Raw genomic sequence first — 24,497 nt, 5'->3', positions numbered from 1 at the left:
TCTGGGCGGTTATGGGGTCCGCCCTTCTGGTTATGTACTGGAAATCTCGAGTCTTGCAGAAGCCCTTTTCGACGATGCAAAGGGCTGTTGTTGACAGTGCAAAGCTGACCGAAAGGTTAAGTTTATAGGCTTATGCCTTCGCGGAAAACTAAAAACTGACCAAGGAATCAAAAAACCGCGACTTTTCGACGCAGCAGTTCGATGAACAACCCCAACTCCCGGCTGATGTGCTCGCCCTTGCGCAACAACAACCCGAATGGCGCCATCTGCACATCCAGTTCCACCGGCAATGCCACCACCAGGCCCATTTTAAGATAGTCGCGCAATGCGGTTTCCGACAGGACCATGATCGCGTCGGTCAGCTGAATCAGCTGCTGCATCGAATACACCGAGCTGCATTCGATGATGTCCGCCGGCAACGGCAGCGCCAGGCGCTGCAACGCTTGATCCAGGCCGATGCGCGCCGGACTGGTTTCCGGTTGCAGGATCCACGGCCAACCGCTGACAAGCTCCGCCATGTCCAGTTTTTTGCGCCGGGCCAGCGGGTGGCCGGCGTGCACCACCACCAGCAAGCGTTCGTTACCCAACTGCTCGAAGACGTAGTGCTCACTGTCGGTGGCGGCATTGCGCCGGGCGATGGCGAGGTCGATGCGGCCCTGTTCCAGCAACTGGATCACCTGGTCGCTGGTGTCGCCCATGATGCGAATCCGCAGCTGCGGATTGAGCGCCTTGATCTCGGCAATCGAATCCATGACCAGGCCTGGCGCCGCGCCCATGATGGTACCGATCGACAGATAGCCGTAGCCGCCCTGCTGCCGCGCCATCAGGTCCTCGGCGCAACGGTCCAGACCACTGATGGCCGACTCGGCAAAGCGAATCAGTTCCTGGCCCAGCGCTGTCGGGCGCATCCCCCGCGGCAGGCGCTCGAACAGATCGCAGCCGAACATGTCTTCAATCTCATGGAGCATGCGGGTTGCCGCCGGTTGCGACATGTTCAGGCTTTGCGAAGCGCGGTGCAGGTTCTGGCTGGAGCTGAGCGTCACCAGCATGTGCAGATGCTTGTAGCGCAGGCGATTGAGCAGGCTGCGGGAGATGATCGGTGTGGTCATGGCGGGCCTTTTTATCAATACCCTGAAGGTATCAGTTGTGAGCTAGATTCGATTTGTAACGCATCGATCAGCGGCCGTACAGTCTTCCCCATAAGAACAAATGCCCTACCAAAGGAAAACTGCGATGAAGACTCTACCCGCGCCTCTGCTCGCCAAAATTTCCTGGCGGCTACTCCCGTTTCTCCTGCTGATGTACATCATGGCCTTCCTCGACCGCGCCAACGTCGGGTTCGCCAAGCAAGCCTTCCAAGCCGATACCAACATCAGCGATGCCGCCTTCGCCTTCGGCGCCGGGGTGTTCTTCGTGGGCTACGCGTTGCTTGAAGTGCCGAGCAACCTGATCCTGCACCGCGTCGGCGCCCGCCTGTGGATGTGCCGGATCATGGTTACCTGGGGCCTGGTCTCCGCCGCCATGGTCTTCGCCCACACAGAAACCAGCTTCTACATCCTGCGCTTCCTGCTGGGCGTGGCCGAAGCCGGCTTCTTCCCCGGGGTGATCCTCTACCTCACCTACTGGTTCCCCAGCGCCGTGCGTGGCAAGGCCATGGGTTTCTTCTATTTCGGTGCGCCGCTGGCGTTCATCTTCGGCAGCCCGTTGTCCGGCCTGCTGCTGGAACTGGACGGCTTCGCCGGCTTCCACGGCTGGCAGTGGTTGTTTGCCGTTGAAGGCCTGATGGCGACGGCGGTGGGCATCTGGGCCTACTGGTACCTGGACAACCGACCGGCCGACGCCAAGTGGCTGACCGTCGAGGAACGCCAGCAAGTACAAAGCCTGCTCGATCAGGAAGACAGCCATAAACAGAACCACGGCCGCAGCCTGCTCAACGTCATTTGCCAACCCTCGGTGCTGTACCTGTGCCTGATCTACCTGTTGATCCAGGCCAGCGTCTACGGCGTGGTGTTTTACCTGCCAAGCCAGGTCGGCGGACTGCTGGGGACCAAGGTCGGGCTGATGGTCGGCCTGGTCACGGCGATTCCATGGATTTGCGCCTTGATCGCCGCCTACCTGATCCCCGGCTACAGTGACCGCACCGGCGAACGCCGCCGCACCGCGTGCCTGACCTTGCTGATGGCCGCCGCCGGGATCGCCTGCTCGGTGACCTTCAGCAACCCGCTGCTGGGGATCATCGCCCTGTGTTTTGCCGCCTCTGGCTTCATCGCCGTGCAACCGGTGTTCTGGACCTTCCCCTCCAGCTACCTCGCCGGCAGCGCCGCCGCGGCCGGGATCGCCCTGATCAACTCGTTCGGCGCCCTCGGCGGCTTCATCGCCCCCATCCTGAAGAACTGGGCCGAGGGCGCTTTCCATTCACCGGCAGCAGGCTTGTACGTGCTGGCCGTTACCACCGTCATCGCCGCGTTGCTGGTGCTGGGCGTACGCGCGCCCGGCCATGAAGCCTCGAACAAACCGGCCACCGTTTAAACCTGACCGCCGTTTAACAAAAGGAATCACACCATGGGCATTCCAACCATCAAACACGTCCGCGCTTTCACCCTGCGAGGCGGCGGCGCGGATTATCACGACCAGGCCGACGGCCACTGGATCGACGATCACATTGCCACGCCGATGAGCAAATACCCCGAGTACCGCCAGAGCCGCCGCACCTTCGGCATCAACGTACTCGGCACCCTGGTGGTGGAGATCGAGGCCAGCGACGGCACCGTCGGTTTTGCCGTGACCACTGGCGGCGAGCCGGCCGCCTACATTGTCGAGAAGCACCTGGCGCGCTTCCTTGAAGGCGCCCGGGTCACCGACATCGAAAAAATCTGGGACCAGATGTACCAGTCGACTCTGTATTACGGGCGCAAGGGCATCGTCATCAACACGATCTCCGGCGTCGACCTGGCGCTGTGGGACTTGCTCGGCAAGATCCGCCAGGAGCCCGTGCACCAGTTGCTCGGCGGTGCGGTGCGCGACGAATTGCAGTTCTACGCCACCGGCGCCCGCCCGGACCTGGCGCAGAAAATGGGCTTCATCGGCGGCAAGATGCCGCTGCACCACGGCCCGGCCGAAGGCGAAGAAGGCCTGCGCAAGAACCTCGAAGAACTGGCGACCATGCGCGAGCGTGTCGGCCCGGACTTCTGGCTGATGCTCGATTGCTGGATGAGCCTGGACCTCAACTACGCCACCAGACTGGCGGTCGGCGCCCACGAACATGGCTTGAAATGGATCGAAGAGGCCCTGCCGCCGGACGATTACTGGGGCTACGCCGCCCTGCGCAACAACGTGCCCAAGGGCATGCTGGTGACCACCGGCGAACATGAAGCCACGCGCTGGGGCTTCCGCATGCTGCTGGAGATGGGCTGCTGCGACATCATCCAGCCGGATGTCGGCTGGTGCGGCGGGATCACTGAACTGGTGAAGATCTCGGCCCTGGCCGACGCCCACAACGCGCTGGTCATCCCTCACGGCTCTTCGGTGTACAGCTACCACTTCGTCGCCACCCGCCATAACAGCCCGTTCGCCGAGTTCCTGATGATGGCGCCGAAGGCTGACGAAGTGGTGCCGATGTTCCACCCGCAATTGCTCGGCGAACCGGTGCCGGTCAATGGCCGCATGCGCCTGTCCGCGCTCGACCAGCCTGGTTTCGGCGTGACCCTCAACCCGGAATGCCAACTGCATCGGCCGTATAACCGCTGAGAAAGGAGTTCGTGATGAACATGCCGCACAACGCGTTCAAGGCCGCACTGAACAACAGCGAAACCCGGTACGGCATCTGGGCCGGGTTCGCCACCGGCTACGCCGCCGAGATCGTCGCCACCACCGGTTACGACTGGATGCTGATCGATGGCGAACACGCGCCCAACACCGTGCCCGGCGTACTCGCCCAGTTGCAGGCCGTGGCGCCTTACTCGACTGCGCCAGTGGTGCGCGCGGTGAACGGCGATGCCAACCTGATCAAGCAACTGCTGGATATCGGCGCGCAGACGCTGATGATCCCGATGGTCGAAACCGCCGAACAGGCACAGGCGCTGGTGCGTGCCATGCGCTACCCGCCCCACGGCATTCGCGGGGTCGGCGGCGGCCTGACCCGGGCCACGCGCTGGGACGCTGTGCCGGATTACCTGAATACCGCCCACGAACAACTGTGCCTGATCGTCCAGGTGGAATCGCGCACCGGCGTGGAAAACGTCGCTGCGATTGCCGCCGTCGAGGGCGTGGATGCGGTGTTTATCGGGCCGGCGGATTTGTCGATCGGCCTGGGTCACGCCGGCAACCCCGGCCACCCGCAAGTCCAGGAGCGGATTCAACACGCCGTGAACGCCACATTGGCGGCCGGCAAGGTCTGCGGGATTCTCGCCCCCAACGAAGAAGACGCCCGCCGCTACCAGCGCTGGGGCTGCCAGTTCATTGCAGTGGCCATCGACATCAGCCTGCTGCGCCAAGGCGCCATGGCCACACTCGCCCGCTACCGCGAACCTGCCGCCCCTCAAGCGCCGTCACGCACTTACTGATCTGCCAAGGAGTCGCACCATGTCATCCGTGCCTGTTTACGAAAACTTCATCGATGGCCAGTTCGTGGCCAGCGCTGCCCACCTCGATGTGATCAACCCGGCCACCGGCGCCGTGCTGTCGAAAGTCCCGGCCTCGACCGCCGAGGACGTCGACCGCGCCCTCGCCGCCGCCCGTGCCGCGCAGAAAGACTGGGCGCGCAAACCGGCGAATGACCGCGCCGGCTACTTGCGCCGGATCGCCGCCAGGCTGCGGGAAAACGTCTCGCACCTGGCGCGCACCATCACCCTGGAGCAAGGCAAGATCAGCGGGCTGGCAGAAGTCGAAGTCAATTTCACCGCCGACTACCTCGACTACATGGCCGAATGGGCCCGACGTATCGAAGGCGAAATCATCACCAGCGACCGCCAGAACGAAAACATTCTCCTGCTGCGCAAACCCTTGGGCGTGGTGGCCGGGATCCTGCCATGGAATTTCCCCTTCTTCCTGATCGCCCGCAAGATGGCCCCGGCCCTGCTGACCGGCAACACCATCGTCATCAAGCCCAGCGAAGAAACCCCGAACAACTGCTTCGAGTTTGCCCGGCTGGTCGCCGAAACCGACCTGCCGCCCGGCGTGTTCAACGTGGTCTGCGGTGACGGCCGAGTCGGCGCGACACTGAGCGCGCACAAGGGCGTGGACATGATCAGCTTCACCGGCAGCGTCGACACCGGCTCACGAATCATGGCCGCCGCCGCGCCGAACATCACCAAACTCAACCTGGAACTGGGCGGTAAGGCGCCGGCCTTTGTGCTGGCCGATGCAGACCTCGACCTGGCGGTCAGGGCGATCCGCGATTCGCGGATCATCAACAGCGGCCAGGTGTGCAATTGTGCCGAGCGGGTCTATGTCGAGCGCAAGGTGGCGGATCAGTTCATCGAACGCATCGCGGCGGCCATGAGTGCGACCCGTTATGGCGACCCGATTGCCCAGCCCGACGTAGAGATGGGCCCGCTGATCAACCGCCAGGGGCTGGACAGCGTCAACCGCAAAGTCCGCACCGCGTTGAGCCAGGGCGCCAGCCTGATCAGTGGCGGGCAAGTGGCCGACCTGCCCAATGGCTTCCACTTCCAGCCCACTGTTTTAGCCGGTTGTCGCGCGGACATGGAGATCATGCGCGAAGAGATTTTCGGGCCAGTGCTGCCAATCCAGATAATCGACGACCTGGACGAAGCCATCGCCCTGGCCAACGACTGCGACTATGGCCTGACTTCGTCGATCTACACCCGTGACCTGAACAAAACCCTGCAGGCGATGCGCGAGCTGGATTTTGGCGAAACCTACGTCAATCGCGAGAACTTCGAAGCCATGCAAGGTTTCCATGCCGGTGTGCGCAAGTCCGGCATCGGCGGCGCGGATGGCAAGCACGGGCTGTACGAATACACCCATACCCACGCGGTGTATTTGCAAGGCTGAGCCAGGCACTTTCTGTGAAGGGCACGCGCCTGAGCCATCGTTCAGGCGCCTGCCCCATCACCCTGAATGCACATCTCATCGGCATTTCCCCGGACGTAGCAACGGGCAGGTTGAACAGTACTCAGCGGGTTCGGTGGCCAGGTAGTAAAAGCAACAGGTTCGGCGAAAGCGAATGCTGCGTTGCCCATCGTCCACCAGCGTCGGCGGTCGGCGGAAATGGCTCAGCGGGTTGTAATCGAGACCGAACAACGCAGGCTCGGCTTGTGTCAGCAGCCAATTGAAATCCGCTTCACAGCGCTCGCGCACTGACGGGTCTTCGATCTTAGCCATGCGTTTTTCATACAGCGAGTAAACGCGCACGGCCGTGTTTTCCCAGAGGATGCGCCGGGAGACACCGGTGACACGATTGAAGGTGTGCCACAACGGTTGCAGCAGTCCCGCGAACAGTCCCTGCATCAGGGCCTCCCGCCAGGCCTCGCGCTCATTGGCCCCATAGGTCAGCGGCAGACCGTGATGCAGCGGCATCGACGACGTCCACTGCCCCTCATCGTGGCCGTATTCAATCAGCGTGTTGTCGAGGGTCAACAACAGCCCCTTGTCATACACCGACAGCGCATACAGACAGGCGCCAGTCGCCAGAAACGACAAGCGTTTGCCCAGCAGCGAGGCGGTGATCGCCCGGGTCGGCGAGCCGATCACCGGGCCCAGGGTGTCCAGCAGTTGCTCGCACACGTCCTCCTGCAACAAGTCCCGGGCCATCAGCGAGCGCAAGGGGTCGCGCTCGTCGCCGTCCTTGAGCCGCAAGCCGCCGGACAACACCGTCCACTGCGACGCGGTGAAATGACGTGCCAGACTCATTGCGGCAATTCCCGGCCAAACGGAATGCACAACGGCGTGCCGAAGAACGGATCGGCAATGATCCGGCAATTGAGGTCGAATACGGTTTTGACCAGGGGTTCGGTCAACACCTCGTCGGGCCGCCCTTGGGCAAAGGCCGTCCGGTTGTGCACCGCGACCATGTGGTCGGCGTAACGACAGGCCAGGTTGAGGTCGTGCAGCACCATGATGATGGTCTTGTTTTCGAGCCGGTTGAGGTCGCGCAGCAGGTCCAGCACTTCGATCTGGTGCGCCAGGTCGAGAAACGTGGTGGGTTCGTCGAGCAGCACGATGCCGGTGTCCTGGGCCAGGGTCATGGCGATCCACGCGCGCTGGCGCTGCCCGCCGGACAACGCGTCCACCGGTCGGTCCGCCAGGGCCTGGAGGCTGGTTTGCGTCAGCGCGCGGTTGACCATGGCCTCATCTTCTGCCGACCACTGCTGCATCCAGCTCTGATACGGATAACGTCCCAACGCCACCAACTGCCGCACGGTGATGCCCTCCGGCGCGCTGGGGGTCTGAGGCAAAATGGCCAACTCCCTGGCCACCGCGGCCGTGGACTTTTGCTGGATATCCACGCCGTTGAGGATCACCGAGCCCTGCTGCGGTTTGAGCAGTCGGGCGAAGGATTTGAGCAAGGTACTTTTGCCGCAGCCGTTGCTGCCGATCAGTACCGAAATCTTGCCTTGGGGCAGTTGCATGTCCAGCGCGTCAATAATGACCTGGCGCTGGTAACTCAGGGTCAGGCCGCGACTTGCAATCGACGTCATGCGTTGAATTCCTTAATGACGCTGTTTAATCAACAAATAGAGAAAAAAGGGTGTGCCCAGCACGGCGACAAAAATCCCGGCCGGCAGATCCAGCGGCAAAAACAGGACACGCCCGGCGAGGTCGGCCAGCACCACGAGGTTCGCCCCGACCAACGCCGCCATCACCGCCTGGCCGCCAAAACCCGGGGCTACCAGGCGCTTGGCAATGTGCGGCGCAATCAGCCCGACAAACGCGATCGCCCCGCCCCAGGCAATCGCAGCTCCAGCCAATGCCACGCTCACCAGCAACAAACCGGCGCGCAGCCACTGCACGCGAACGCCAATGCCCTGGGCCAGAGCGTCATCCAGTTGTTGCACCCTCACCTGCCGGGCCAGCAGCACCAGCAGCGGGCAGATACCCAACAACCAGCGCCCCAGCGCCAGCGGTTCCGGCCAACTGGCGCCGTACACGCTGCCGGTCAGCCAGACATAAGCCGACAGGGTCGTGGTCAGCGGACTGAAGACCAGGATGAAGGTGGTCGCGGCGGTCAACATCGCGCTGATGCCGACCCCTATCAACACCAGGCGCAGCGGTGAGGCCCCCTGCTTCCAGGCCAGCAGATAGATCGCCAATGCCGCCAGCCCCGCACCGGACATCGCCGCCAGCGGCAGAAACTGTTGGCCCAGCGCCACGGAGAAAAACGCCAGATACAGCACGGCCGCCGCACTGGCCCCACTGGTGATACCCAGCAGGTCAGGTGAAGCCAGCGGGTTGCGGATGATGCTTTGCAGAATCAGCCCCGACACCGACAACGCCGCACCGACCAACGCCGCCAGGAGCATGCGCGGCAAGCGCAGTTGCTCGACGATGAACGTCAGGCTGGCGTCCTGGCTCGACAGCAGAATCCGCAGCACCTCCAACGGCGACAGCATGACTTTGCCCAGCGACAGTGAGCCGAGCATGATCAGCGCCGTCACCATCAACGCCGCCGCCAACCGCCACAACGTGGCGACATTGATCCGCCGGGAAAAGCCGCTACGGCGCCAGGTCAGGACCTTATCCATAACGACCTCCACGCCGGGCCAGCAGAATGAAAAACGGTGCGCCGAACAGTGCCGTCATCACGCCCACCGGGACCTCCTGCGGCAGGATCAACACCCGCGACAAGGTATCGGCCAGCAGCAGGACAATGGCGCCAAGTAGCGCACACCCCGGCAGCAACCAGCGATGATTGATGGACAGGCCCTTGCGCACCATGTGCGGCACCAGCAGGCCGATAAACCCGATGCTGCCGGCCAATGCCACGGCACTGCCCGCCAGACAGACCACCAGCACGCTCATCAGCATCCGGATCAAACCGGTGCGCTGACCCAGGCCGGTGGCGATCTCCTCGCCTGCGTCAAGCACGTTGACCTGCCCCGCCAGCAACATCGCGCCGAACAACCCGAGTACGCCACAGATCAGCAGTGGCGCGGCGACCGACAGACTGCGCTCGGTCAACGAGCCCGCCAGCCAGAACAGCACCGTGTCCAGTCCATCCTGATTGACCACCAGCAACGCCTGGCTGAACGCAGAGAACAAGGCGGCCATCGCCGCACCCGCCAGCACAATGCGCAGCGGGCTGAGACTGCCCTGCCCCATGTTGCCGATCAGCCACACCAGGCTGCCGGCTACGGCCGCGCCGATGAACGCGCTCCACAGCCAGGCATCCGGGGATGACAGGGAAAACAGCGAGGAGCACAGGATGATAAAAAACGTCGCGCCGGCGTTGATCCCGAACAACCCGGGGGACGCCAGCGGATTGCGCGTCAGCGCCTGCATCAAGGCCCCCGCCACGGCCAGGCTCGCGCCCACGGCCATCGCCATCAAGGTGCGCGACAGGCGCGTGGTGGTCACCAGCACGTGACTGACGCTCAGCGGATCGGGATGCACGAACGCGGCGGCAATGTGCGACAGCGGAATCCAGGTGGCTCCGACCGCCAGGCTCAGCACGCCGCTGAGCAGCAACACGACGGCAGCACAGCACAACTTCAAACCATTGCTCATCAGGACAGGTCCGCCGTGACCAGCCGCGCAACGTCATCGAGCATCAGGTTCGCCCCGAGCATCCCGCCCGACAGGCTCCAGGCCACTCCGTCGACCCGCCACACCTGCCCCTGTTGTGGCGCACGCATTTGCTGCCACAGCGGATGCTGCACCAGGCTTTCATAGTTTCGCTGCACTGCCGGTTTCTCCGCGCGCAAGAAGACAAAGAAAATGTCGGCATTGACCACCGCCAGACTCTCCTTGCTGGTGAGTTTGATCGATACCCCGTTCGCCGCCCGACTGGCCTCACTCCAGCCAAACCCCAGCTCGGTGATCACCGAACCCGGAAAACTGGCCGGCAGATAACTGCGGATATGGTCCTCACGAACATCCAGAATCGACACTGTCGGCGGCCAGCGCCCGGCAAACTTCTCCTGCAGTTGCTCGCGCAGTTGTGCCGTGCGCAACTGCCAGCGGGCCAACACCTCGTCGGCGCGCTGCTGGCGGTGCAAGGCCAGCCCCATCAACGCCAGGGTCTTTTTGAACTCGAACACTTCCTCGAGCATCACCACCGGGGCGATCTGCTTGAGCAACGGCGCGATGCGTTCATGGCGAAAGCGCGAGGCGATGATCACGTCCGGCTTGAGCAGCGCGATGTCCTCAAGGCTGGGCTGGGTTTCCAGCCCGACATGGGGCACCGGCTCCAGCGCCGAGCGCAGGTAGCGATAGGTGGGCTTTTCACTCCAGGAATCGACAATGCCGCAGGGTGTGATGCCCAACGCCACGGCACTGTCCGTGGCCCCCTGAAACAGGGTGATCACCCGCAGCGGCGCGGTGTGGGTCCGGGCCCACGCCGACGGGGCAAACCTGAGTGCAAACAGGCCCAGGGACAGACGCAACAGCGTGCGCCTGGAGGGCGTGTCGGGTTGTTCTTTCTTGTGCGGGTCAGTCAGGCCGGGCATGCTTTCGTCCTCTGCAATCGATTCATGACACAACTCGGTCGCGCCCTTCCCTGTGGCGCAACTCACGGTTGAATCGATTCAGAAGTCGACGGTCGCCGACAGCAGGTAGGTTCGTGGCGTCGCGAGCGTCAATCCAGGCTCGCTGTCATCCGAAGCCCCGGCCGAACTCCAGTAGCGCTTGTCGGCCACGTTCTCGATATTGGCACGCAGGGTGATGTTCTTTTCTTCAACCTTGAAGGCGTAGCGCGCGCCCACGTCGATACGCGTCCAGGCATCGATTTCCTTGTTGTTGGACTGGTCCAGATACTGTGAGCTGGAATGGATGCCGCGGCTGGTGAGGGTCAGGCCTTGAACATTCGGCACGTCCCACTCGCCCCCCAGGCTGACGTTGTATTCCGGCGTGGCGGGCGCGCGGTTGCCGTCAAAGGTGCCGTTGGTGGTGTCGGTGAGTTCGCTGTCGATGTACATGACGCCACCGACCAGGCGGAAACCTTTGAGCGGCTCACCGAACACGTTGACTTCCACACCCTTGTTTTCGCGTTTGCCGTTCGGGCCGAAAACCCGCGTGGTGGCGTTGGTTTCATAGGCCGGCTGCTTGATCCGGAACACCGCAGTGGTAACGGCGAATGCACCCGCATCATATTTGGCACCGACCTCGACCTGCCGACTGATGAACGGCGGGAAGATCTCGTCCTCGTTCACCGAGGTCGACGGGGCGATCTTGCCCTGGCTCAGGCCTTCCATGTAGTTGGCATACAACGAGAGCTTGTCGGTGGCCTTGAACAGGATGCCGCCCGAGGGCGAAACCTTTTCTTCATCGTAGCCAGTATCGCCTTTGACATTATCCGCCCAGTCGTCAACCTGCACTCGCTGCCAGCGTGCACCGAGGGTCAACAGCACCTGGTCATCGAAGAAGCCCAATGTGTCGGACAACGCCACGCTGCTGGAACGGTTCTCGGTATAAACCTCCGAGTCGAGTCGCGTGGGCGTGATGGGTGTAGGTGTTTCCACCGGGTTGTAGAGGTTGCTCGGGGCGGCGGCATAACGGGCGCCACCGTTTTCGAAGTCCATGTAGAAGTAGCTGGCAGCCAGGTTGATTTCATGACTCACCGGACCGGTATGGAACCAGTTGCGTACCCCGGCGTTGGCTGTCCGGACATTTTCGTCGCGGGTGAAGTCACGTGGCTGAACGCTGAAATCGCCCGCGTTGTTGGTGACCGCTACGGCGTGCCGAAGGAAGTCGTGATTACTTTTACGCGCACCCGCCCCGGCGTACACCATGACGGAATCGCTGACATCGTACTCGCCGGTCACCGTACCGAAGGTGTCCTTGGTCCGCGCCTTGCTCCACGGCTGTGCATAGTTGTGGCGAACATCGCTGGCGTGCGGAACCTGAGCTTTGGCGCCGACCTGCACACGCTCCTGCGGGGCGTCGGTGTCACGCTCGTTATGCCCGACGTCCGTCGAGAGCCGCAGGCGCTCACCGCGAAAATCCAGGCCCAGCACTGCCATCTCGCGGTCAACACTCTGGTGATCCCATTCGGTGTCGCCGGACTGCTTCACGCCGTTGAAACGAACACCGAACATGTCCCCCTCACCAAAACGCCGACCGATATCTACCGCACCGCCGACCTGGCTGTCGGAAGCGTAGTTGCCGGTAAACGAAGTAATGGGCATGTCGGTGGCGCGCTTGGGCACCACGTTGATCCCGCCGCCCACGCTGCCTCGCGGCGAGATGCCATTGATCAGCTGACTCGGGCCTTTGAGGACGTCGACGCGATCGGCCATTTCCATGTCGATGGTGTACGTCGGCAGAATGCCGTAGAGACCGTTGTAGGAGACATCACTGTTGAACAGGCTCATTCCGCGAATGGTGAACTGCTCATACCGCCCACCCGCCGGGTTGGTGGCGCGAACCGAGGGATCGCTGGCAACCAGGTCGCCCAAGGTACGAGCCTGCAGGTTTTTCACCAACTCACTGGTGTAGGTGGTCTCGCTGAACGGCGTCTCCATGAAGTCTTTCGAGCCCAGCAAGCCTTGCGACCCACGGCGTGCGACCTGCCCGCCAGCGTACGGATCACCATGCGCCGTGTCCGCCGTCGCGTAAATAGAGGTAGCGCCCAGTTGCAGGGTGCTGCCTGTTGGCGCCGGGGCCAGCATGTACGCCTGTTCGCCCACCGGTTGCAGTTGCAGACCGGAACCCTGTAGCAGTTGGGCAAAGCCCTCCTCCACCGCGAAGTCGCCGGAAAGGCCAGGGCTGGTGCGCCCGCTCACCAGTGCCGGGTCTACGGACAGATTGACCCCGGCCAACCCGGCGAAACGGGTCAGCGCCGCGCCGAGGCTACCGGCTGGCACCTGATAGCTGCGCCGTGGCGCGTCTTCGGCCCAACCGGCAGTGATGAACAACGGACAGGCACTCAGGCTCAACAACAGACTCAAGTGCAACAACGGGCGCAACCGGGATGGGGCCAGACGCGTACTGCAAGGCATCACTACGGGCATTGAGAATCTCTCTGATTTCGTTTCACTTGCCTTGAATGACAAGCGCCGCGAAAAAAGGGGACACGCGTTAAGCATTATTTTTGCGCGGCACCAGCGTTACCCAATAACGCGTACGCGAATGCACCTCCAGCGGCAGGCTGACCGCCAGAAGCGCGAGGATGCGATCGGTGTCTTCCAGGCGAAAACTGCCGGTGATGCGCAGCGATTCCAGCGCTGGCTCCCAACGCAACACGCCAGGACGATAGGTGCTGAGTTCACGCAGGAAGTCCCCCAAAGGTTGGTTCTGCGCCATCAGCACGCCGTCACGCCAGCCAGGGGCCAGCACGTCGAATGGCTCCACAGCGCCGGCACCCGCCGCTTGAAGGCTGACTTGCTGGCCGCCGCGCAACGAAAAGACCGGCCCGTGCAGAGGCTGCAACTGAACCGTGCCTCGAAGCACTGACACCTTGCATCCCGTCTGCCCCTGCCGCACACACACTTCACTCTGACTGACGGTCACTTGCCCGAAGCGCGTGAGGATCGTCAGCGGCGAAGTCCCGGGCACGTTCAGTGCCATTTCGCCGTCCACCAGTGTCAGGCGCCGGCTCTTCAGATCGATATCGACGGCACTGGCCGTGTTCAGTTGCACAGCACTGCCATCGGCCAACCGGACTTTTTTGCTTTCCCCGGTGGCGGTGCGCAGGTCGGCACCCCAGGCATCCAGAGGCAACTGCCGACTGATCAACCAGGCGGTCGGCAGCAACGCCACTGCACCGACGGCGCGCTTGAGCACCGTGCGTCGACTGGTTTGCGGCCGGTCCAGACTGGCCATGGCCAGGCCCGATGGCAGGTCGGCAAAACGTTGACGCAAGCACTGCGCTTTCTGCCAGGCCTGCTCATGGCTGGAATGGCTGTCGCGCCAGCTCTGCAGCTGCTCCCGGTCCCGCTCATTGGCACAGCCGGATTCCATGAGGGCCAGCCACTGCGCGGCGGCCCGCACGACTTGTCGGGCCTGGGCCGAAGGTGCCGAACCGTTCACATGTCCACCAGCAGGCAATGTTCGTAGGCTTGAGCCATGTAGCGCTTGATCGTGCGTTCCGAGACTTGCAGGCGCTCGGCAATCTCCTGGTAGCCCAGGCCTTCGAGCTGACTCAAGAGAAACGCGCGGCGTACCGGCCCGGGCAATCCATCGAGCAATTCGTCCAGGGCCTGCAGGGTTTCCAGCAGGATCCAGCGTTGCTCCGGGGACGGCACACAGTCCTCGGGCAGCAGCGCCAATGCATCGAGATAGGCTTGCTCCAGGCTGCGGCGCTTGTAGAAGTTGCTCAGTAGTCGTTTGCCGACGGTCGCCAGGTAGGCACGTGGCTCTTGCAAGTCGGCGATGCGCTGAGAGCTGGCAAGGACACGAACGAAGGTATCCTGGCTCAGGTCCGCCGCATCGCTGCCATTGCTCATGCGTCGTCTCAACCAGCCTTCGAGCCAGCCCCGATGGTCGCGGTACAGGTCGTGGAAGGCTTGCTCCGGCGGCATCGCGGCATCACTCATCTGAAGGAACCCTGGGTGAAGAAATATTTTAAATGCGACTCATTCTAATTAGTGTTGTGCGGGCAAACCAAGCCCTTTGTGCGAATTGCACCCGGTAAATGCTTGAATTATTTAATGACAGGCAGGCATTTCGGCCACGCAGGCGCCGGTTTAACAGGGCTGCGGGTTATTAAGGGAGATTTTCGAGAGTCATCGGGCATCTGCGCCAGGCTGGCAGATGCGAACCCTGAGGGGCGCGAGGCAGGAGAAAAAGCCAAATCGCAGACACAAAAAACCCCGGTCTTTCGACCAGGGTCTTTGCTATCGACTCGAAGTAACCAGTGGTTTCTTCGTAGCTCCAAGGCGTTCAGTTGGCCTTGAGGCAGATATGGCGCAGCGGACGGGACTCGAACCCGCGACCCCCGGCGTGACAGGCCGGTATTCTAACCGACTGAACTACCGCTGCGTATCGCTTTGAGCAGATGCTCAAGTAACTCGTCTGATTGAAAACTCAGTAGCTTTTCAATCTCGAACCAGATGAATCTGACTCGGAAAATATGGCGCAGCGGACGGGACTCGAACCCGCGACCCCCGGCGTGACAGGCCGGTATTCTAACCGACTGAACTACCGCTGCGCGTCGGTGGAGGCATTTCAGCCTACCTCTTGCTTTCGCAAGTATCTCGGGAGTGGTGGGTGATGACGGGATCGAACCGCCGACATTCTGCTTGTAAGGCAGACGCTCTCCCAGCTGAGCTAATCACCCGTTTGCATCTCCGAGGCCGCGAAATTTACGCAGGTAGCGAACCTAAGTCAATAGCAGGATTGAAGTTTTTCTGAAAAAGACAAAATCATTTCATTCCGGCCAATGTCGGCAACCATCAGTCCGCCATCGCGAGCAGGCTCGCTCCCACAATGGACCGCACTTCTTCAGAAGACATGCTTTCAAATGTGGGAGCGAGCCTGCTCGCGATGAGGGCGATACATTCAACGCCAATATCACTCGCTGTAAATCATCTTCTTGGTCATGCCGCCATCGACCACGAATTCCTGGCCGGTGACAAAACCGGCATTCCTCGACAGCAGCCAGGCCACCATCGCCGCCACATCCTCGACCGTCCCCACCCTGCCCGCCGGATGCTGGGCATGATCGGCCTCGGTCAAGGGTTCGGCACGCCGCACCGAGGGGTCGCGCGCATCGATCCAGCCTGGGCTGACGGCATTGACCCGTATCTCCGGGCCAAGGCTGATGGCCAACGCATGAGTCAGGGCCAACAAGCCGCCCTTGCTCGCCGCATAGGCCTCGGTGTCGGGTTCCGACTGCGCGGCGCGGGTCGAGGCCAGATTGACGATGGCGCCGCTGTGAGCGCGCAGGTACGGCGCACAGTGCTTGGCCAGCAGCATCGGCCCGCCGAGGTTCACCGCCAACACCCGATTCCAGTGGGCCAGATCGAGGCTTTCGAGGGTGATGTTGTGCGGATCGGCAACCGCCGCATTGCAGACCAGCGCATCCAGGCGCCCGAACTGGCCGAGCACCTCGGCCACACCCAGCGCGACCTGCCCCTCGTTGGCGACATCCATGGCGATGAACCAGGCGTTGTCGCCCAGCACTTTCGCCACTTTCGAACCGCGCTCCCGGTCCAGATCCGTCAGCACGACTTGCCAGCCTTCGCTGATCAGCCAGGCCGAAATCCCCAGGCCTATGCCCCGCGCAGCACCGGTCACCAGCGCTACGCGGCCATTGGAGCCGGTGGTCGGCGTAGACAACTCGATCACAACGCAGCCAGGCCGCGCGCCAGATCGGCTTGCAGGTCCGCCACGTCTTCCAGGCCGACCGCAACACGGATCAGGCTGTCACGAATGCCCGCCGCTTCACGCTCCTGCGGCGCCAAGCGACCATGGGACGTGGTGCTCGGATGGGTGATGGTGGTTTTGCTGTCGCCCAGGTTGGCGGTGATCGAAATCAGCCGCGTGGCGTCGATAAAGCGCCAGGCGCCCTCCTTGCCACCCTTCACCTCAAAACTGACGACCGCACCGAAACCCTTCTGCTGGCGCAGCGCCAGCTCGTGCTGCGGATGGCTCTTGAGGCCGGCGTAATGGACTTTCTCGATGCCTGCCTGCTGCTCCAGCCATTCGGCCAGTTGCTGGGCGTTGGCGCAATGGGCCTTCATCCGCAGGTTCAGGGTTTCCAGGCCCTTGAGGAAGATCCAGGCGTTGAACGGGCTCAGGGTCGGCCCGGCGGTACGCAGGAAGCCAACCACTTCTTTCATCTGCTCGCTGCGACCGGCGACCACGCCACCCATGCAACGGCCCTGGCCATCGATGAATTTGGTGGCCGAGTGCACGACGATGTCCGCGCCCATTTTCAGCGGTTGCTGCAAGGCCGGGGTGCAGAAGCAGTTGTCGACCACCAGCATCGCGCCTTTGGCGTGGGCGATTTTCGCCAGTTCGGCAATGTCGACCAACTCGGCCAGCGGGTTGGACGGCGACTCGACGAACAGCAGCCTGGTGTTGGGCTTGATCGCCGCATCCCAGCCGGACAGATCCGCCAGCGCCACGTAATCGACTTCGATGCCGAAACGCTTGAAGTACTTCTCGAACAGGCTGATGGTCGAGCCGAACACGCTGCGCGACACCAATACGTGATCGCCGGCGCTGCACAGGCTCATCACCACGGCCATGATCGCAGCCATGCCGGTGGCGGTGGCCACGGCTTGCTCGGCGCTTTCCAGAGCGGCGATGCGCTCTTCGAAGGCGCGTACGGTCGGGTTGGTGTAGCGCGAGTAAACGTTGCCCGGTACTTCCCCGGCAAAACGCGCGGCTGCGTCGGCAGCGGTGCGGAATACATAGCTGGAAGTGAAGAACATCGGATCACCGTGTTCGCCTTCCGGCGTACGGTGCTGACCGGCACGTACAGCCAGGGTATCGAACGCTACGCCTTCGAGGTCGCTGTCCAGCCGACCGGCATCCCAATCCTGACTCATGCTGTCACTCCTTTCCCTATTCTCGTAATTTAAAAGCCGGATACAAAACCGGCCCCTCAGGGCCGGTAGAAACTCAGTTGTTGTACAGATCGATGATCGCGCTGACTGCCTGCGTCTTGACCTTGGAGGCATCGTTGCGTGCCTGCTCAATCTTGTTCAGGTAAGCCTCGTCGACGTCGCCAGTGACGTACTGGCCATCGAACACCGCGCAATCGAACTTGTCGATCTTGATCTTGCCGCCACCGACCGCTTCGATCAAGTCAGGCAGATCCTGATAGATCAGCCAGTCGGCGCCGATCAGGTCAGCCACGTCCTGGGTCGAACGGTTGTGCGCGATCAGCTCGTGAGCGCTCGGCATGTCGATGCCGTAGACGTTCGGGTAGCGAACCGCTGGCGCCGCGGAGCAGAAGTAGACGTTCTTGGCGCCGGCTTCGCGGGCCATCTGGATGATCTGCTTGCACGTGGTGCCGCGCACGATGGAGTCATCCACCAGCATCACGTTCTTGCCGCGGAATTCCAGTTCGATGGCATTGAGCTTCTGGCGTACGGATTTTTTCCGCGCGGCTTGGCCCGGCATGATGAAGGTCCGGCCGATGTAGCGGTTCTTCACGAAGCCTTCGCGGAACTTCACGCCCAGGTGGTTCGCCAGCTCCAGCGCGGCGGTGCGGCTGGTGTCCGGAATCGGGATGACCACGTCGATGTCGTGATCCGGACGCTCGCGCAGGATCTTCTCGGCCAGTTTCTCACCCATGCGCAGACGGGCCTTGTAGACCGACACACCGTCGATGATCGAGTCCGGACGCGCCAGGTAGACGTGTTCGAAGATGCACGGGGTCAGGGACGGGTTGGTCGCGCACTGACGGGTGTACAGCTTGCCCTCTTCAGTGATGTAGACCGCTTCGCCTGGCGCCAGGTCGCGAATCAGGGTGAAGCCCAGCACGTCCAGGGAAACGCTTTCCGAGGCGATCATGTACTCGACGCCTTCGTCGGTGTGACGCTGGCCGAAAACGATCGGGCGGATGCCGTGCGGGTCGCGGAAACCGACGATGCCGTAGCCGGTGATCATGGCTACGACGGCATAACCACCGACGCAACGGTTGTGCACGTCGGTGACGGCGGCAAACACGTCTTCTTCGGTCGGCTGCAACTTGCCGCGCTGGGCCAGTTCGTGCGCGAACACGTTGAGCAGCACTTCCGAATCGGAGCTGGTGTTGACGTGGCGCAGGTCAGATTCGTAAATCTCCTTGGCCAGTTGTTCAACGTTGGTCAGGTTACCGTTATGCGCCAGGGTGATGCCGTAAGGCGAGTTGACGTAAAACGGTTGAGCTTCAGCCGAGGTCGAGCTGCCCGCGGTCGGATAACGCACATGGCCAATGCCCATGTGACCGACCAGGCGCTGCATGTGACGCTGCTGGAACACGTCACGCACCAGGCCGTTATCCTTGCGCAGGAACAACCGGCCATCATGGCTGGTCACGATACCGGCAGCGTCCTGGCCGCGGTGCTGGAGGACGGTTAGCGCGTCATACAGCGCCTGATTGACGTTCGACTTACCGACGATACCGACGATGCCACACATGCGACGCAACCCCTACTTAATGGATCTGAACTGAACAACACTTACTGAGGCGTTTTGGCCATCGGCAAGAGTTGCTCCTTGAACGGAATATCAGCGGGTACGCTGATTCCGCTGGCAAGCCACTGACTGCTCCACCCGAGGATCAGGTTTTTGGACCAGTCGGCGACCAATAGAAATTTTGGCACGAGCTGTGACTCTTTCCACCACCCGTCCTGCTGTACCGGCCCCAGGCTCAACAGCCCGACGGCGATGACCACCAGCAACCCGCCACGCGCGGCGCCGAAGGCCATGCCGAGGAATCGGTCGGTCCCGGAGAGCCCGGTGACGCGAACCAGTTCGCCGATAAGATAATTGATCATTGCGCCTACGATTAAAGTGGCGACAAACATGATGGCACAGCCCGTGATTATACGGGCCGATGGCGTTTGAATGTACCCGCCGAGGTACTCGGACAGTGAGCCACCGAACATCCAGGCAACGACTCCTGCGATGATCCAGGTCAGCAGCGACAGTGCTTCTTTGACGAAGCCGCGGCTCAGACTGATCAATGCGGAGATGGCGACGATTGCTACGATCGCCCAGTCAACCCAGGTAAATGGCACAGTGCAGCCTACAGACGGATAAGGCGGCGCATTTTAGCAGAGCCCATGCTTATCGGTAAGCTGCGATTGTCAGTGCATTTCATATCGGGGCGATAGTTTTAACCACGTTCAGGCTGAAAGCGCACGACAAACCCCTTCAGGTTCTGCTGGCGGTTCAGCAAATCCCGCAGCCGGTCGGCTTCTGCGCGCTCGATCAGCGGCCCGACAAACACCCGGTTTTTGCCGTCGGCGGTCCGGATGTAGGCATTGTAACCCTGGCTGCGCAGGGTTTTCTGAAGCTTTTCCGCGCTTTCGCGGTTCGCCAGGCTCGCCAGTTGCACCGACCAGCTGACCGACAAACCATTGGCATCGACACGGCTTTGCGTGGTGTCCGGCTTGCCGGGTGCTGCCGTGATGGGTTGGGCAGGCGCGGTCGCAGGTTTGGCGGCCAGCGCCGGGACTGGCGCTGGCGCAGGCGCAGGCGGCGGCGTAACCGGTTTGGCAGCAGGTACCGGAGCCACCGGCACAGCGGGCACAACCGATTCCTGCTGGGCGATTTCGTCATCGCTCGGCACGGGTTCCTGGGGCAAGGCTTGCGGCTCAGGCACCACCACGGGTTCGACCTGCACCTGGGGCAATGCAGGCGCCTGCGGAGCCGCCGGCGCTTCGACCGTCACCTGGCGCTGTTCGTCCTGGCGGGAAAACAGCATCGGCAGAAAAATAACCGCCAGCGCGACCAACACCAGGGCGCCAACCATGCGCTGTTTGTATGCCTTATCCAGCAATGCCATTTGCCGCTTCCTCCGTGGACCGCCGGGCCAGCCATTCAAGGGCCTCGGCGACACAATAAAATGATCCGAACAACAGGATTTCGTCGTCGCTCGTGGCCTGCGCGCACTGCCCTTCCAGGGCGGCCGCTACACTGTCGTACGACGTGACCGAGGCACCAAGACCTTGCAATGCATCGTGCAGATCCGCAACCGGACGCGCCCGAGGCGAATCCAGCGGTGCGACAGCCCAGTGCTGGACACTAGCATTCAATTCGCCGACAACACCACCCAGATCCTTGTCCGCCAGCAGCCCGAACACCGCCAGACGCTTGCCGACCGGTGGACGGCTGGCCAGACGACCGGCCAGATACTCCGCCGCATGCGGGTTATGCCCCACATCCAGCAATAAATTCAAACGCTTGCCCTGCCACTCGAACGCGCGGCGATCCAGACGACCGACCACCTTCGTAGCCCGCAGCGCGTCGATAATCTGCGCATCCACCCAAGGCAAGCCAAGCAGCAGGTAAGCCTGCAACGCCAGCGCGGCGTTTTCCATCGGCAGATCGAGCAACGGCAGGTCGCGCAGCTCAACCGCACGCCCTTGCGCATCGACACCGCGCCATTGCCAGTTGTGATCGGTCATGCCCAGATCAAAATCGCGCCCACGCAGGAAAAACGGGCAATTGAGCTCGCGCGCCTTGTCCAGCAAGGGTTGTGGAGGATTCAGATCGCCGCAGAGCGCAGGCGCGCCCTGGCGGAATATCCCGGCCTTCTCGAAGGCCACGGACTCTCGGGTATCACCCAGGTAATCGGCATGATCGACGCCAATACTGGTGACCAGTGCCATGTCGGCATCCACCACGTTGACCGTGTCCAGACGACCGCCCAGACCGACTTCCAGCACCACCGCATCAAGCCCGGAATGCTGGAACAGCCAGAACGCCGCCAGGGTGCCCATTTCGAAGTAGGTCAGCGAAGTGTCGCCACGCCCGGTCTCTACCGCAGCAAAGGCCTCGCACAGCTCGGCGTCAGTGGCTTCGACGCCGTTGACCGTTACCCGCTCGTTGTAGCGCAGCAGGTGCGGGGAGTTGTAAACCCCCACTTTCAAGCCCTGGGCCCGCAGCAAGGAAGCCACGAACGCGCAGGTGGAACCCTTGCCGTTGGTCCCGGTGACCGTAATCACCCGTGGCGCCGGCTTGCCCAGTCCCATGCGGGACGCTACCTGCTGCGATCGCTCCAGCCCCATGTCGATGGCCGAAGGGTGCAACTGTTCGAGGTAGGCGAGCCATTCGCCAAGGGTACGTTGGGTCATAGGCTGGCAGGTACCGGTGGAACCACGATTGGAACGATGGGTGCAGCCACGAACTTCGGCGTCGGCAGGCCCATCATTTGCGCCAGCAGGTTACCCAGGCGCGGACGCAGCTCCTGACGATCGATGATCATGTCGATGGCACCGTGCTCCAGCAGGAACTCGCTGCGCTGGAAGCCTTCCGGCAGTTTTTCACGCACGGTCTGCTCGATCACACGCGGACCGGCAAAACCGATCAGCGCCTTCGGCTCGCCGACAATCACGTCGCCCAGCATCGCCAGGCTGGCGGAAACGCCGCCGTAGACCGGATCGGTCAGCACGGAGATGAACGGGATGCCTTCTTCACGCAGACGCGCCAGCACCGCAGAGGTCTTGGCCATCTGCATCAGGGAAATCAGCGCTTCCTGCATCCGCGCACCGCCGGAAGCCGAGAAACAGACCATCGGGCAACGTTTTTCCAGGGCGTAGTTGGCGGCGCGAACAAAACGCTCACCGACGATGGCGCCCATCGAACCACCCATGAAGGAAAACTCGAACGCCGAAACCACGATCGGCATGCCCAGCAACGTGCCGCTCATCGAAACCAGCGCATCTTTTTCGCCGGTCTGCTTTTGTGCAGCGGTCAGGCGGTCCTTGTACTTCTTGCCGTCGCGGAACTTCAGACGGTCAACCGGCTCCAGGTCTGCACCCAGTTCGGTACGGCCTTCAACGTCGAGGAAGATGTCGATACGGGCGCGGGCGCCGATACGCATGTGATGGTTGCACTTGGGGCAAACGTCCAGGGTCTTTTCCAACTCCGGACGATACAGCACAGCCTCGCAAGACGGGCATTTGTGCCAAAGACCTTCAGGCACCGAGCTCTTCTTGACCTCGGAACGCATGATCGAAGGGATCAGTTTGTCTACTAACCAGTTGCTCATGCTTTCTTTCTCCAGTACCGGCGGCCCGAACGCTCTGGTTCGCAGCCCCGTGTATGCCCTAGCGCTAAATTCATGTGTGCGGCGATGATCAGTGAATGGCCGGATCAGCGAAACGTGACCTGCGTACCACCCCATGACCCTCAGCCGTTTTGTACAGTGCAGTGGACGGCGGCAGTCTGCCAGCCGTCACATCAACAGGTGCTACCGCGTACCGCCTTGATAAATGCCTGAACCTTTGCGTGATCCTTGATGCCCTTGCTCGCCTCTACCCCGCCACTGACATCCACGGCATAAGGCCGGACGCGGGCAATGGCTTCGGCGACGTTATCCGGCGTCAGGCCGCCGGCCAGAATGATCGGTTTGCTCAAGCCTTGCGGTATCAGTGACCAGTCAAACGCCTCACCGGTTCCTCCGGGAACGCCTTCGACATAGGTATCGAGCAGGATACCGCTGGCACTGGCATACGCATCACAGGCCGCGGCGATGTCATCACCGGCCTTGACCCGCAGCGCCTTGATGTACGGACGGTGCCAGCCTTCGCAATCCGCCGCGCTTTCATCGCCGTGAAATTGCAGCAGGTCCAGGGGCACTGCGTCGAGGAGTTCACCCAACTCACAACGGCTCGCATTGACGAACAAGCCCACGGTGGTCACGAACGGCGGCAGCGCCTGGATGATCGAGCGCGCCTGCTGGAACGTCACCGCACGGGGGCTTTTGGCATAGAACACGAAGCCGATGGCATCCGCCCCGGCCTCGACGGCTGCCAACGCATCCTCTATGCGGGTAATCCCACAGATCTTGCTGCGAACGGCTGACATGTCGACACAACTCCAAGACAAATCCGGGAAAGTCCCGGATGGTAGCAAAAGCATTCGAGGGCGTCAGCCGCCAAGTTCGGAGAAGCCGGTCAGGAAGTGTGGACCGATGTAACGTTCTGGCAATTGGAACTCGTCACGGTACTCGACCTGCACCAGGTACAAGCCGAATGGATGCGCCGTCACGCCCCCGGACCGCCGAATCCGGCTCTCCAGGACCTCTTTCATCCACTCCACCGGACGCTCACCGGCGCCAATGGTCATCAGCACGCCGGCGATGTTGCGCACCATGTGGTGCAGAAAGGCGCTGGCGCGAATGTCCAGCACGATCATCTTGCCGTGACGGGTGACGCGCAGGTGATGCAGCTCCTTGATCGGCGACTTGGCCTGGCACTGGCCGGCACGGAAAGCGCTGAAATCATGGGTGCCGAGCAGGTATTGAGCCGCCTCGGCCATGCGCTCGACGTCCAGCGGCCGGTGGTTCCAGGTCACCTCTTCGTTCAGGTGCGCGGGGCGGATCTGATCGTTGTAGATCACGTAGCGATAACGCCGGGCAATGGCCTTGAACCGCGCATGGAAATGCGCCGGCATGACCTTGGCCCAACTGACACTGACGTCGTGGGGCAAGTTGATGTTGGCGCCCATGGTCCAGGCCTTCATCGAACGCTCGACCTGGGTGTCGAAATGCACCACCTGTCCGCAGGCATGCACCCCGGCGTCGGTACGCCCGGCGCACATCAGCGAAACGGGCGAGTCGGCGACTTTGGACAAGGCGTTTTCGAGGGTTTCCTGCACAGTGAGCACCCCGGACGCCTGGCGCTGCCAGCCACGGTAGCGCGAGCCTTTGTATTCGACGCCCAGCGCGATCCGGAAAAAGCCGTCGGCTGCCATTTCGGCGGCCGGGTTAT

Annotated in this window: 22 protein-coding genes and 3 tRNA genes; 4 read left to right on the top strand and 21 right to left on the bottom strand. The window is 62.2% G+C overall.

Translation table 11 applies throughout. From position 1 onward, the window contains the following. Positions 1 to 167 precede the first annotated feature (167 nt). Positions 168 to 1,109 carry a LysR family transcriptional regulator gene (locus Q8X48_RS24705; RefSeq protein WP_015095870.1) on the bottom strand — a complete coding sequence of 314 codons (942 nt, stop codon included), beginning with the start codon at positions 1,107 to 1,109 and terminating at the stop codon, positions 168 to 170. Positions 1,110 to 1,233: 124 nt separating this feature from the next. On the opposite strand from Q8X48_RS24705, the gene Q8X48_RS24700 reads away from it, so the two are divergent. From Q8X48_RS24700 to aldA, 4 genes are read left to right on the top strand one after another with little or no spacing between them, the layout of a single operon-like run. Next, positions 1,234 to 2,529, top strand: coding sequence for an MFS transporter (locus Q8X48_RS24700; RefSeq protein ID WP_407800113.1), 1,296 nt, complete (start codon positions 1,234 to 1,236; stop codon positions 2,527 to 2,529). Between the two features lie 33 nt (positions 2,530 to 2,562). Beyond that, a complete protein-coding gene (rhmD, locus tag Q8X48_RS24695) occupies positions 2,563 to 3,747 on the top strand; it encodes an L-rhamnonate dehydratase (RefSeq protein WP_008047298.1) in 1,185 nt (394 codons plus the stop codon). A 14-nt stretch (positions 3,748 to 3,761) separates the two neighbouring features. After that, on the top strand, positions 3,762 to 4,562 hold the full coding sequence (locus Q8X48_RS24690) for an aldolase/citrate lyase family protein (protein WP_407800112.1): 801 nt from the start codon (positions 3,762 to 3,764) through the stop codon (positions 4,560 to 4,562). 19 nt (positions 4,563 to 4,581) lie between these two features. Next, the gene (aldA, locus tag Q8X48_RS24685) at positions 4,582 to 6,015 is read left to right on the top strand and encodes an aldehyde dehydrogenase (protein WP_407800111.1); all 1,434 of its coding nucleotides are present in this window, start codon (positions 4,582 to 4,584) and stop codon (positions 6,013 to 6,015) included. Between the two features lie 75 nt (positions 6,016 to 6,090). Here aldA and Q8X48_RS24680 read toward each other — a convergent pair whose 3' ends face one another. The 20 genes from Q8X48_RS24680 to truA form a co-directional block, all read right to left on the bottom strand. After that, positions 6,091 to 6,873: an IucA/IucC family C-terminal-domain containing protein gene (locus Q8X48_RS24680; RefSeq protein ID WP_407800110.1), complete on the bottom strand. Its 783-nt coding sequence runs from the start codon at positions 6,871 to 6,873 to the stop codon at positions 6,091 to 6,093. Next, entirely contained in the window at positions 6,870 to 7,661 is a 792-nt protein-coding gene (locus Q8X48_RS24675; protein ID WP_015095875.1) for an ABC transporter ATP-binding protein, read from the bottom strand. The genes Q8X48_RS24680 and Q8X48_RS24675 overlap by 4 nt, the downstream gene beginning before the upstream one ends. Positions 7,662 to 7,673: 12 nt before the next feature. Next, positions 7,674 to 8,705 (bottom strand): FecCD family ABC transporter permease, encoded by a 1,032-nt coding sequence (locus Q8X48_RS24670; protein WP_407800109.1) that lies wholly within the window; start codon positions 8,703 to 8,705, stop codon positions 7,674 to 7,676. After that, positions 8,698 to 9,687 carry a FecCD family ABC transporter permease gene (locus Q8X48_RS24665; RefSeq protein WP_407800108.1) on the bottom strand — a complete coding sequence of 330 codons (990 nt, stop codon included), beginning with the start codon at positions 9,685 to 9,687 and terminating at the stop codon, positions 8,698 to 8,700. The genes Q8X48_RS24670 and Q8X48_RS24665 overlap by 8 nt, the downstream gene beginning before the upstream one ends. After that, positions 9,687 to 10,628: an ABC transporter substrate-binding protein gene (locus Q8X48_RS24660; RefSeq protein ID WP_407800107.1), complete on the bottom strand. Its 942-nt coding sequence runs from the start codon at positions 10,626 to 10,628 to the stop codon at positions 9,687 to 9,689. The genes Q8X48_RS24665 and Q8X48_RS24660 overlap by 1 nt, the downstream gene beginning before the upstream one ends. Before the next feature lie 78 nt (positions 10,629 to 10,706). Continuing rightward, positions 10,707 to 13,130, bottom strand: coding sequence for a TonB-dependent siderophore receptor (locus Q8X48_RS24655; protein WP_407800106.1), 2,424 nt, complete (start codon positions 13,128 to 13,130; stop codon positions 10,707 to 10,709). A 67-nt stretch (positions 13,131 to 13,197) separates the two neighbouring features. After that, positions 13,198 to 14,148, bottom strand: a complete 951-nt coding sequence (locus Q8X48_RS24650) for a FecR domain-containing protein (RefSeq protein ID WP_407800105.1) — start codon at positions 14,146 to 14,148, stop codon at positions 13,198 to 13,200. Next, positions 14,145 to 14,654 (bottom strand): sigma-70 family RNA polymerase sigma factor, encoded by a 510-nt coding sequence (locus Q8X48_RS24645; RefSeq protein WP_095965303.1) that lies wholly within the window; start codon positions 14,652 to 14,654, stop codon positions 14,145 to 14,147. Before Q8X48_RS24645 ends, Q8X48_RS24650 begins: the two co-directional genes overlap by 4 nt. Positions 14,655 to 15,022: 368 nt before the next feature. Next, positions 15,023 to 15,099 (bottom strand) — tRNA-Asp (locus tag Q8X48_RS24640). A gap of 92 nt (positions 15,100 to 15,191) precedes the next feature. Continuing rightward, a tRNA-Asp gene (locus tag Q8X48_RS24635) sits at positions 15,192 to 15,268 on the bottom strand. Between the two features lie 53 nt (positions 15,269 to 15,321). Continuing rightward, positions 15,322 to 15,397: transfer RNA gene (locus tag Q8X48_RS24630), tRNA-Val, on the bottom strand. 233 nt (positions 15,398 to 15,630) lie between these two features. Continuing rightward, a complete protein-coding gene (locus tag Q8X48_RS24625; protein WP_126050498.1) occupies positions 15,631 to 16,407 on the bottom strand; it encodes an SDR family oxidoreductase in 777 nt (258 codons plus the stop codon). Further along, a complete protein-coding gene (locus tag Q8X48_RS24620; RefSeq protein ID WP_407800104.1) occupies positions 16,404 to 17,615 on the bottom strand; it encodes an O-succinylhomoserine sulfhydrylase in 1,212 nt (403 codons plus the stop codon). The genes Q8X48_RS24625 and Q8X48_RS24620 overlap by 4 nt, the downstream gene beginning before the upstream one ends. 73 nt (positions 17,616 to 17,688) lie before the next feature. Next, complete coding sequence (purF, locus tag Q8X48_RS24615) at positions 17,689 to 19,194, bottom strand: amidophosphoribosyltransferase (RefSeq protein WP_007975670.1); 1,506 nt, start codon at positions 19,192 to 19,194, stop codon at positions 17,689 to 17,691. A gap of 41 nt (positions 19,195 to 19,235) precedes the next feature. Continuing rightward, a complete protein-coding gene (locus Q8X48_RS24610) occupies positions 19,236 to 19,796 on the bottom strand; it encodes a CvpA family protein (protein WP_007975669.1) in 561 nt (186 codons plus the stop codon). A gap of 98 nt (positions 19,797 to 19,894) precedes the next feature. Further along, positions 19,895 to 20,566 carry an SPOR domain-containing protein gene (locus tag Q8X48_RS24605; RefSeq protein ID WP_407800103.1) on the bottom strand — a complete coding sequence of 224 codons (672 nt, stop codon included), beginning with the start codon at positions 20,564 to 20,566 and terminating at the stop codon, positions 19,895 to 19,897. Continuing rightward, positions 20,550 to 21,857, bottom strand: a complete 1,308-nt coding sequence (gene folC, locus Q8X48_RS24600) for a bifunctional tetrahydrofolate synthase/dihydrofolate synthase (RefSeq protein WP_407800102.1) — start codon at positions 21,855 to 21,857, stop codon at positions 20,550 to 20,552. The genes Q8X48_RS24605 and folC overlap by 17 nt, the downstream gene beginning before the upstream one ends. Beyond that, positions 21,854 to 22,774, bottom strand: a complete 921-nt coding sequence (gene accD, locus Q8X48_RS24595) for an acetyl-CoA carboxylase, carboxyltransferase subunit beta (RefSeq protein WP_015095887.1) — start codon at positions 22,772 to 22,774, stop codon at positions 21,854 to 21,856. The genes folC and accD overlap by 4 nt, the downstream gene beginning before the upstream one ends. 191 nt (positions 22,775 to 22,965) lie before the next feature. Then, positions 22,966 to 23,592 (bottom strand): phosphoribosylanthranilate isomerase, encoded by a 627-nt coding sequence (locus Q8X48_RS24590; protein WP_095965299.1) that lies wholly within the window; start codon positions 23,590 to 23,592, stop codon positions 22,966 to 22,968. Between the two features lie 63 nt (positions 23,593 to 23,655). Next, positions 23,656 to 24,480 carry a tRNA pseudouridine(38-40) synthase TruA gene (gene truA, locus Q8X48_RS24585; RefSeq protein ID WP_041474918.1) on the bottom strand — a complete coding sequence of 275 codons (825 nt, stop codon included), beginning with the start codon at positions 24,478 to 24,480 and terminating at the stop codon, positions 23,656 to 23,658. Between the last annotated feature and the right edge of the window lie 17 nt (positions 24,481 to 24,497).

Origin of the sequence: Pseudomonas sp. QLc11A (genome assembly GCF_052112305.1) — a bacterium.
GTDB lineage: Bacteria > Pseudomonadota > Gammaproteobacteria > Pseudomonadales > Pseudomonadaceae > Aquipseudomonas > Aquipseudomonas laurylsulfatiphila.
The sequence above is the reverse complement of the archived record's forward strand: the minus strand, read 5'-3'. Positions and strand labels throughout refer to the sequence as shown.

Excerpts from the sequence above, each read along its gene's own strand:
- Q8X48_RS24705 (WP_015095870.1), bottom strand. The coding sequence starts at position 1,109 with ATGACCACACCGATCATCTCCCGCAGCCTGCTCAATCGCCTGCGCTAC.
- aldA (WP_407800111.1), top strand. The coding sequence starts at position 4,582 with ATGTCATCCGTGCCTGTTTACGAAAACTTCATCGATGGCCAGTTCGTG.
- Q8X48_RS24645 (WP_095965303.1), bottom strand. The coding sequence starts at position 14,654 with ATGAGTGATGCCGCGATGCCGCCGGAGCAAGCCTTCCACGACCTGTAC.
- Q8X48_RS24660 (WP_407800107.1), bottom strand. The coding sequence starts at position 10,628 with ATGCCCGGCCTGACTGACCCGCACAAGAAAGAACAACCCGACACGCCC.
- Q8X48_RS24690 (WP_407800112.1), top strand. The coding sequence starts at position 3,762 with ATGAACATGCCGCACAACGCGTTCAAGGCCGCACTGAACAACAGCGAA.
- rhmD (WP_008047298.1), top strand. The coding sequence starts at position 2,563 with ATGGGCATTCCAACCATCAAACACGTCCGCGCTTTCACCCTGCGAGGC.
- purF (WP_007975670.1), bottom strand. The coding sequence starts at position 19,194 with ATGTGTGGCATCGTCGGTATCGTCGGTAAGTCGAACGTCAATCAGGCG.
- Q8X48_RS24680 (WP_407800110.1), bottom strand. The coding sequence starts at position 6,873 with ATGAGTCTGGCACGTCATTTCACCGCGTCGCAGTGGACGGTGTTGTCC.
- Q8X48_RS24620 (WP_407800104.1), bottom strand. The coding sequence starts at position 17,615 with ATGAGTCAGGATTGGGATGCCGGTCGGCTGGACAGCGACCTCGAAGGC.
- Q8X48_RS24675 (WP_015095875.1), bottom strand. The coding sequence starts at position 7,661 with ATGACGTCGATTGCAAGTCGCGGCCTGACCCTGAGTTACCAGCGCCAG.
- Q8X48_RS24590 (WP_095965299.1), bottom strand. The coding sequence starts at position 23,592 with ATGTCAGCCGTTCGCAGCAAGATCTGTGGGATTACCCGCATAGAGGAT.
- truA (WP_041474918.1), bottom strand. The coding sequence starts at position 24,480 with ATGGCAGCCGACGGCTTTTTCCGGATCGCGCTGGGCGTCGAATACAAA.
- Q8X48_RS24665 (WP_407800108.1), bottom strand. The coding sequence starts at position 9,687 with ATGAGCAATGGTTTGAAGTTGTGCTGTGCTGCCGTCGTGTTGCTGCTC.
- folC (WP_407800102.1), bottom strand. The coding sequence starts at position 21,857 with ATGACCCAACGTACCCTTGGCGAATGGCTCGCCTACCTCGAACAGTTG.
- Q8X48_RS24605 (WP_407800103.1), bottom strand. The coding sequence starts at position 20,566 with ATGGCATTGCTGGATAAGGCATACAAACAGCGCATGGTTGGCGCCCTG.
- accD (WP_015095887.1), bottom strand. The coding sequence starts at position 22,774 with ATGAGCAACTGGTTAGTAGACAAACTGATCCCTTCGATCATGCGTTCC.
- Q8X48_RS24700 (WP_407800113.1), top strand. The coding sequence starts at position 1,234 with ATGAAGACTCTACCCGCGCCTCTGCTCGCCAAAATTTCCTGGCGGCTA.
- Q8X48_RS24670 (WP_407800109.1), bottom strand. The coding sequence starts at position 8,705 with ATGGATAAGGTCCTGACCTGGCGCCGTAGCGGCTTTTCCCGGCGGATC.
- Q8X48_RS24655 (WP_407800106.1), bottom strand. The coding sequence starts at position 13,130 with ATGCCCGTAGTGATGCCTTGCAGTACGCGTCTGGCCCCATCCCGGTTG.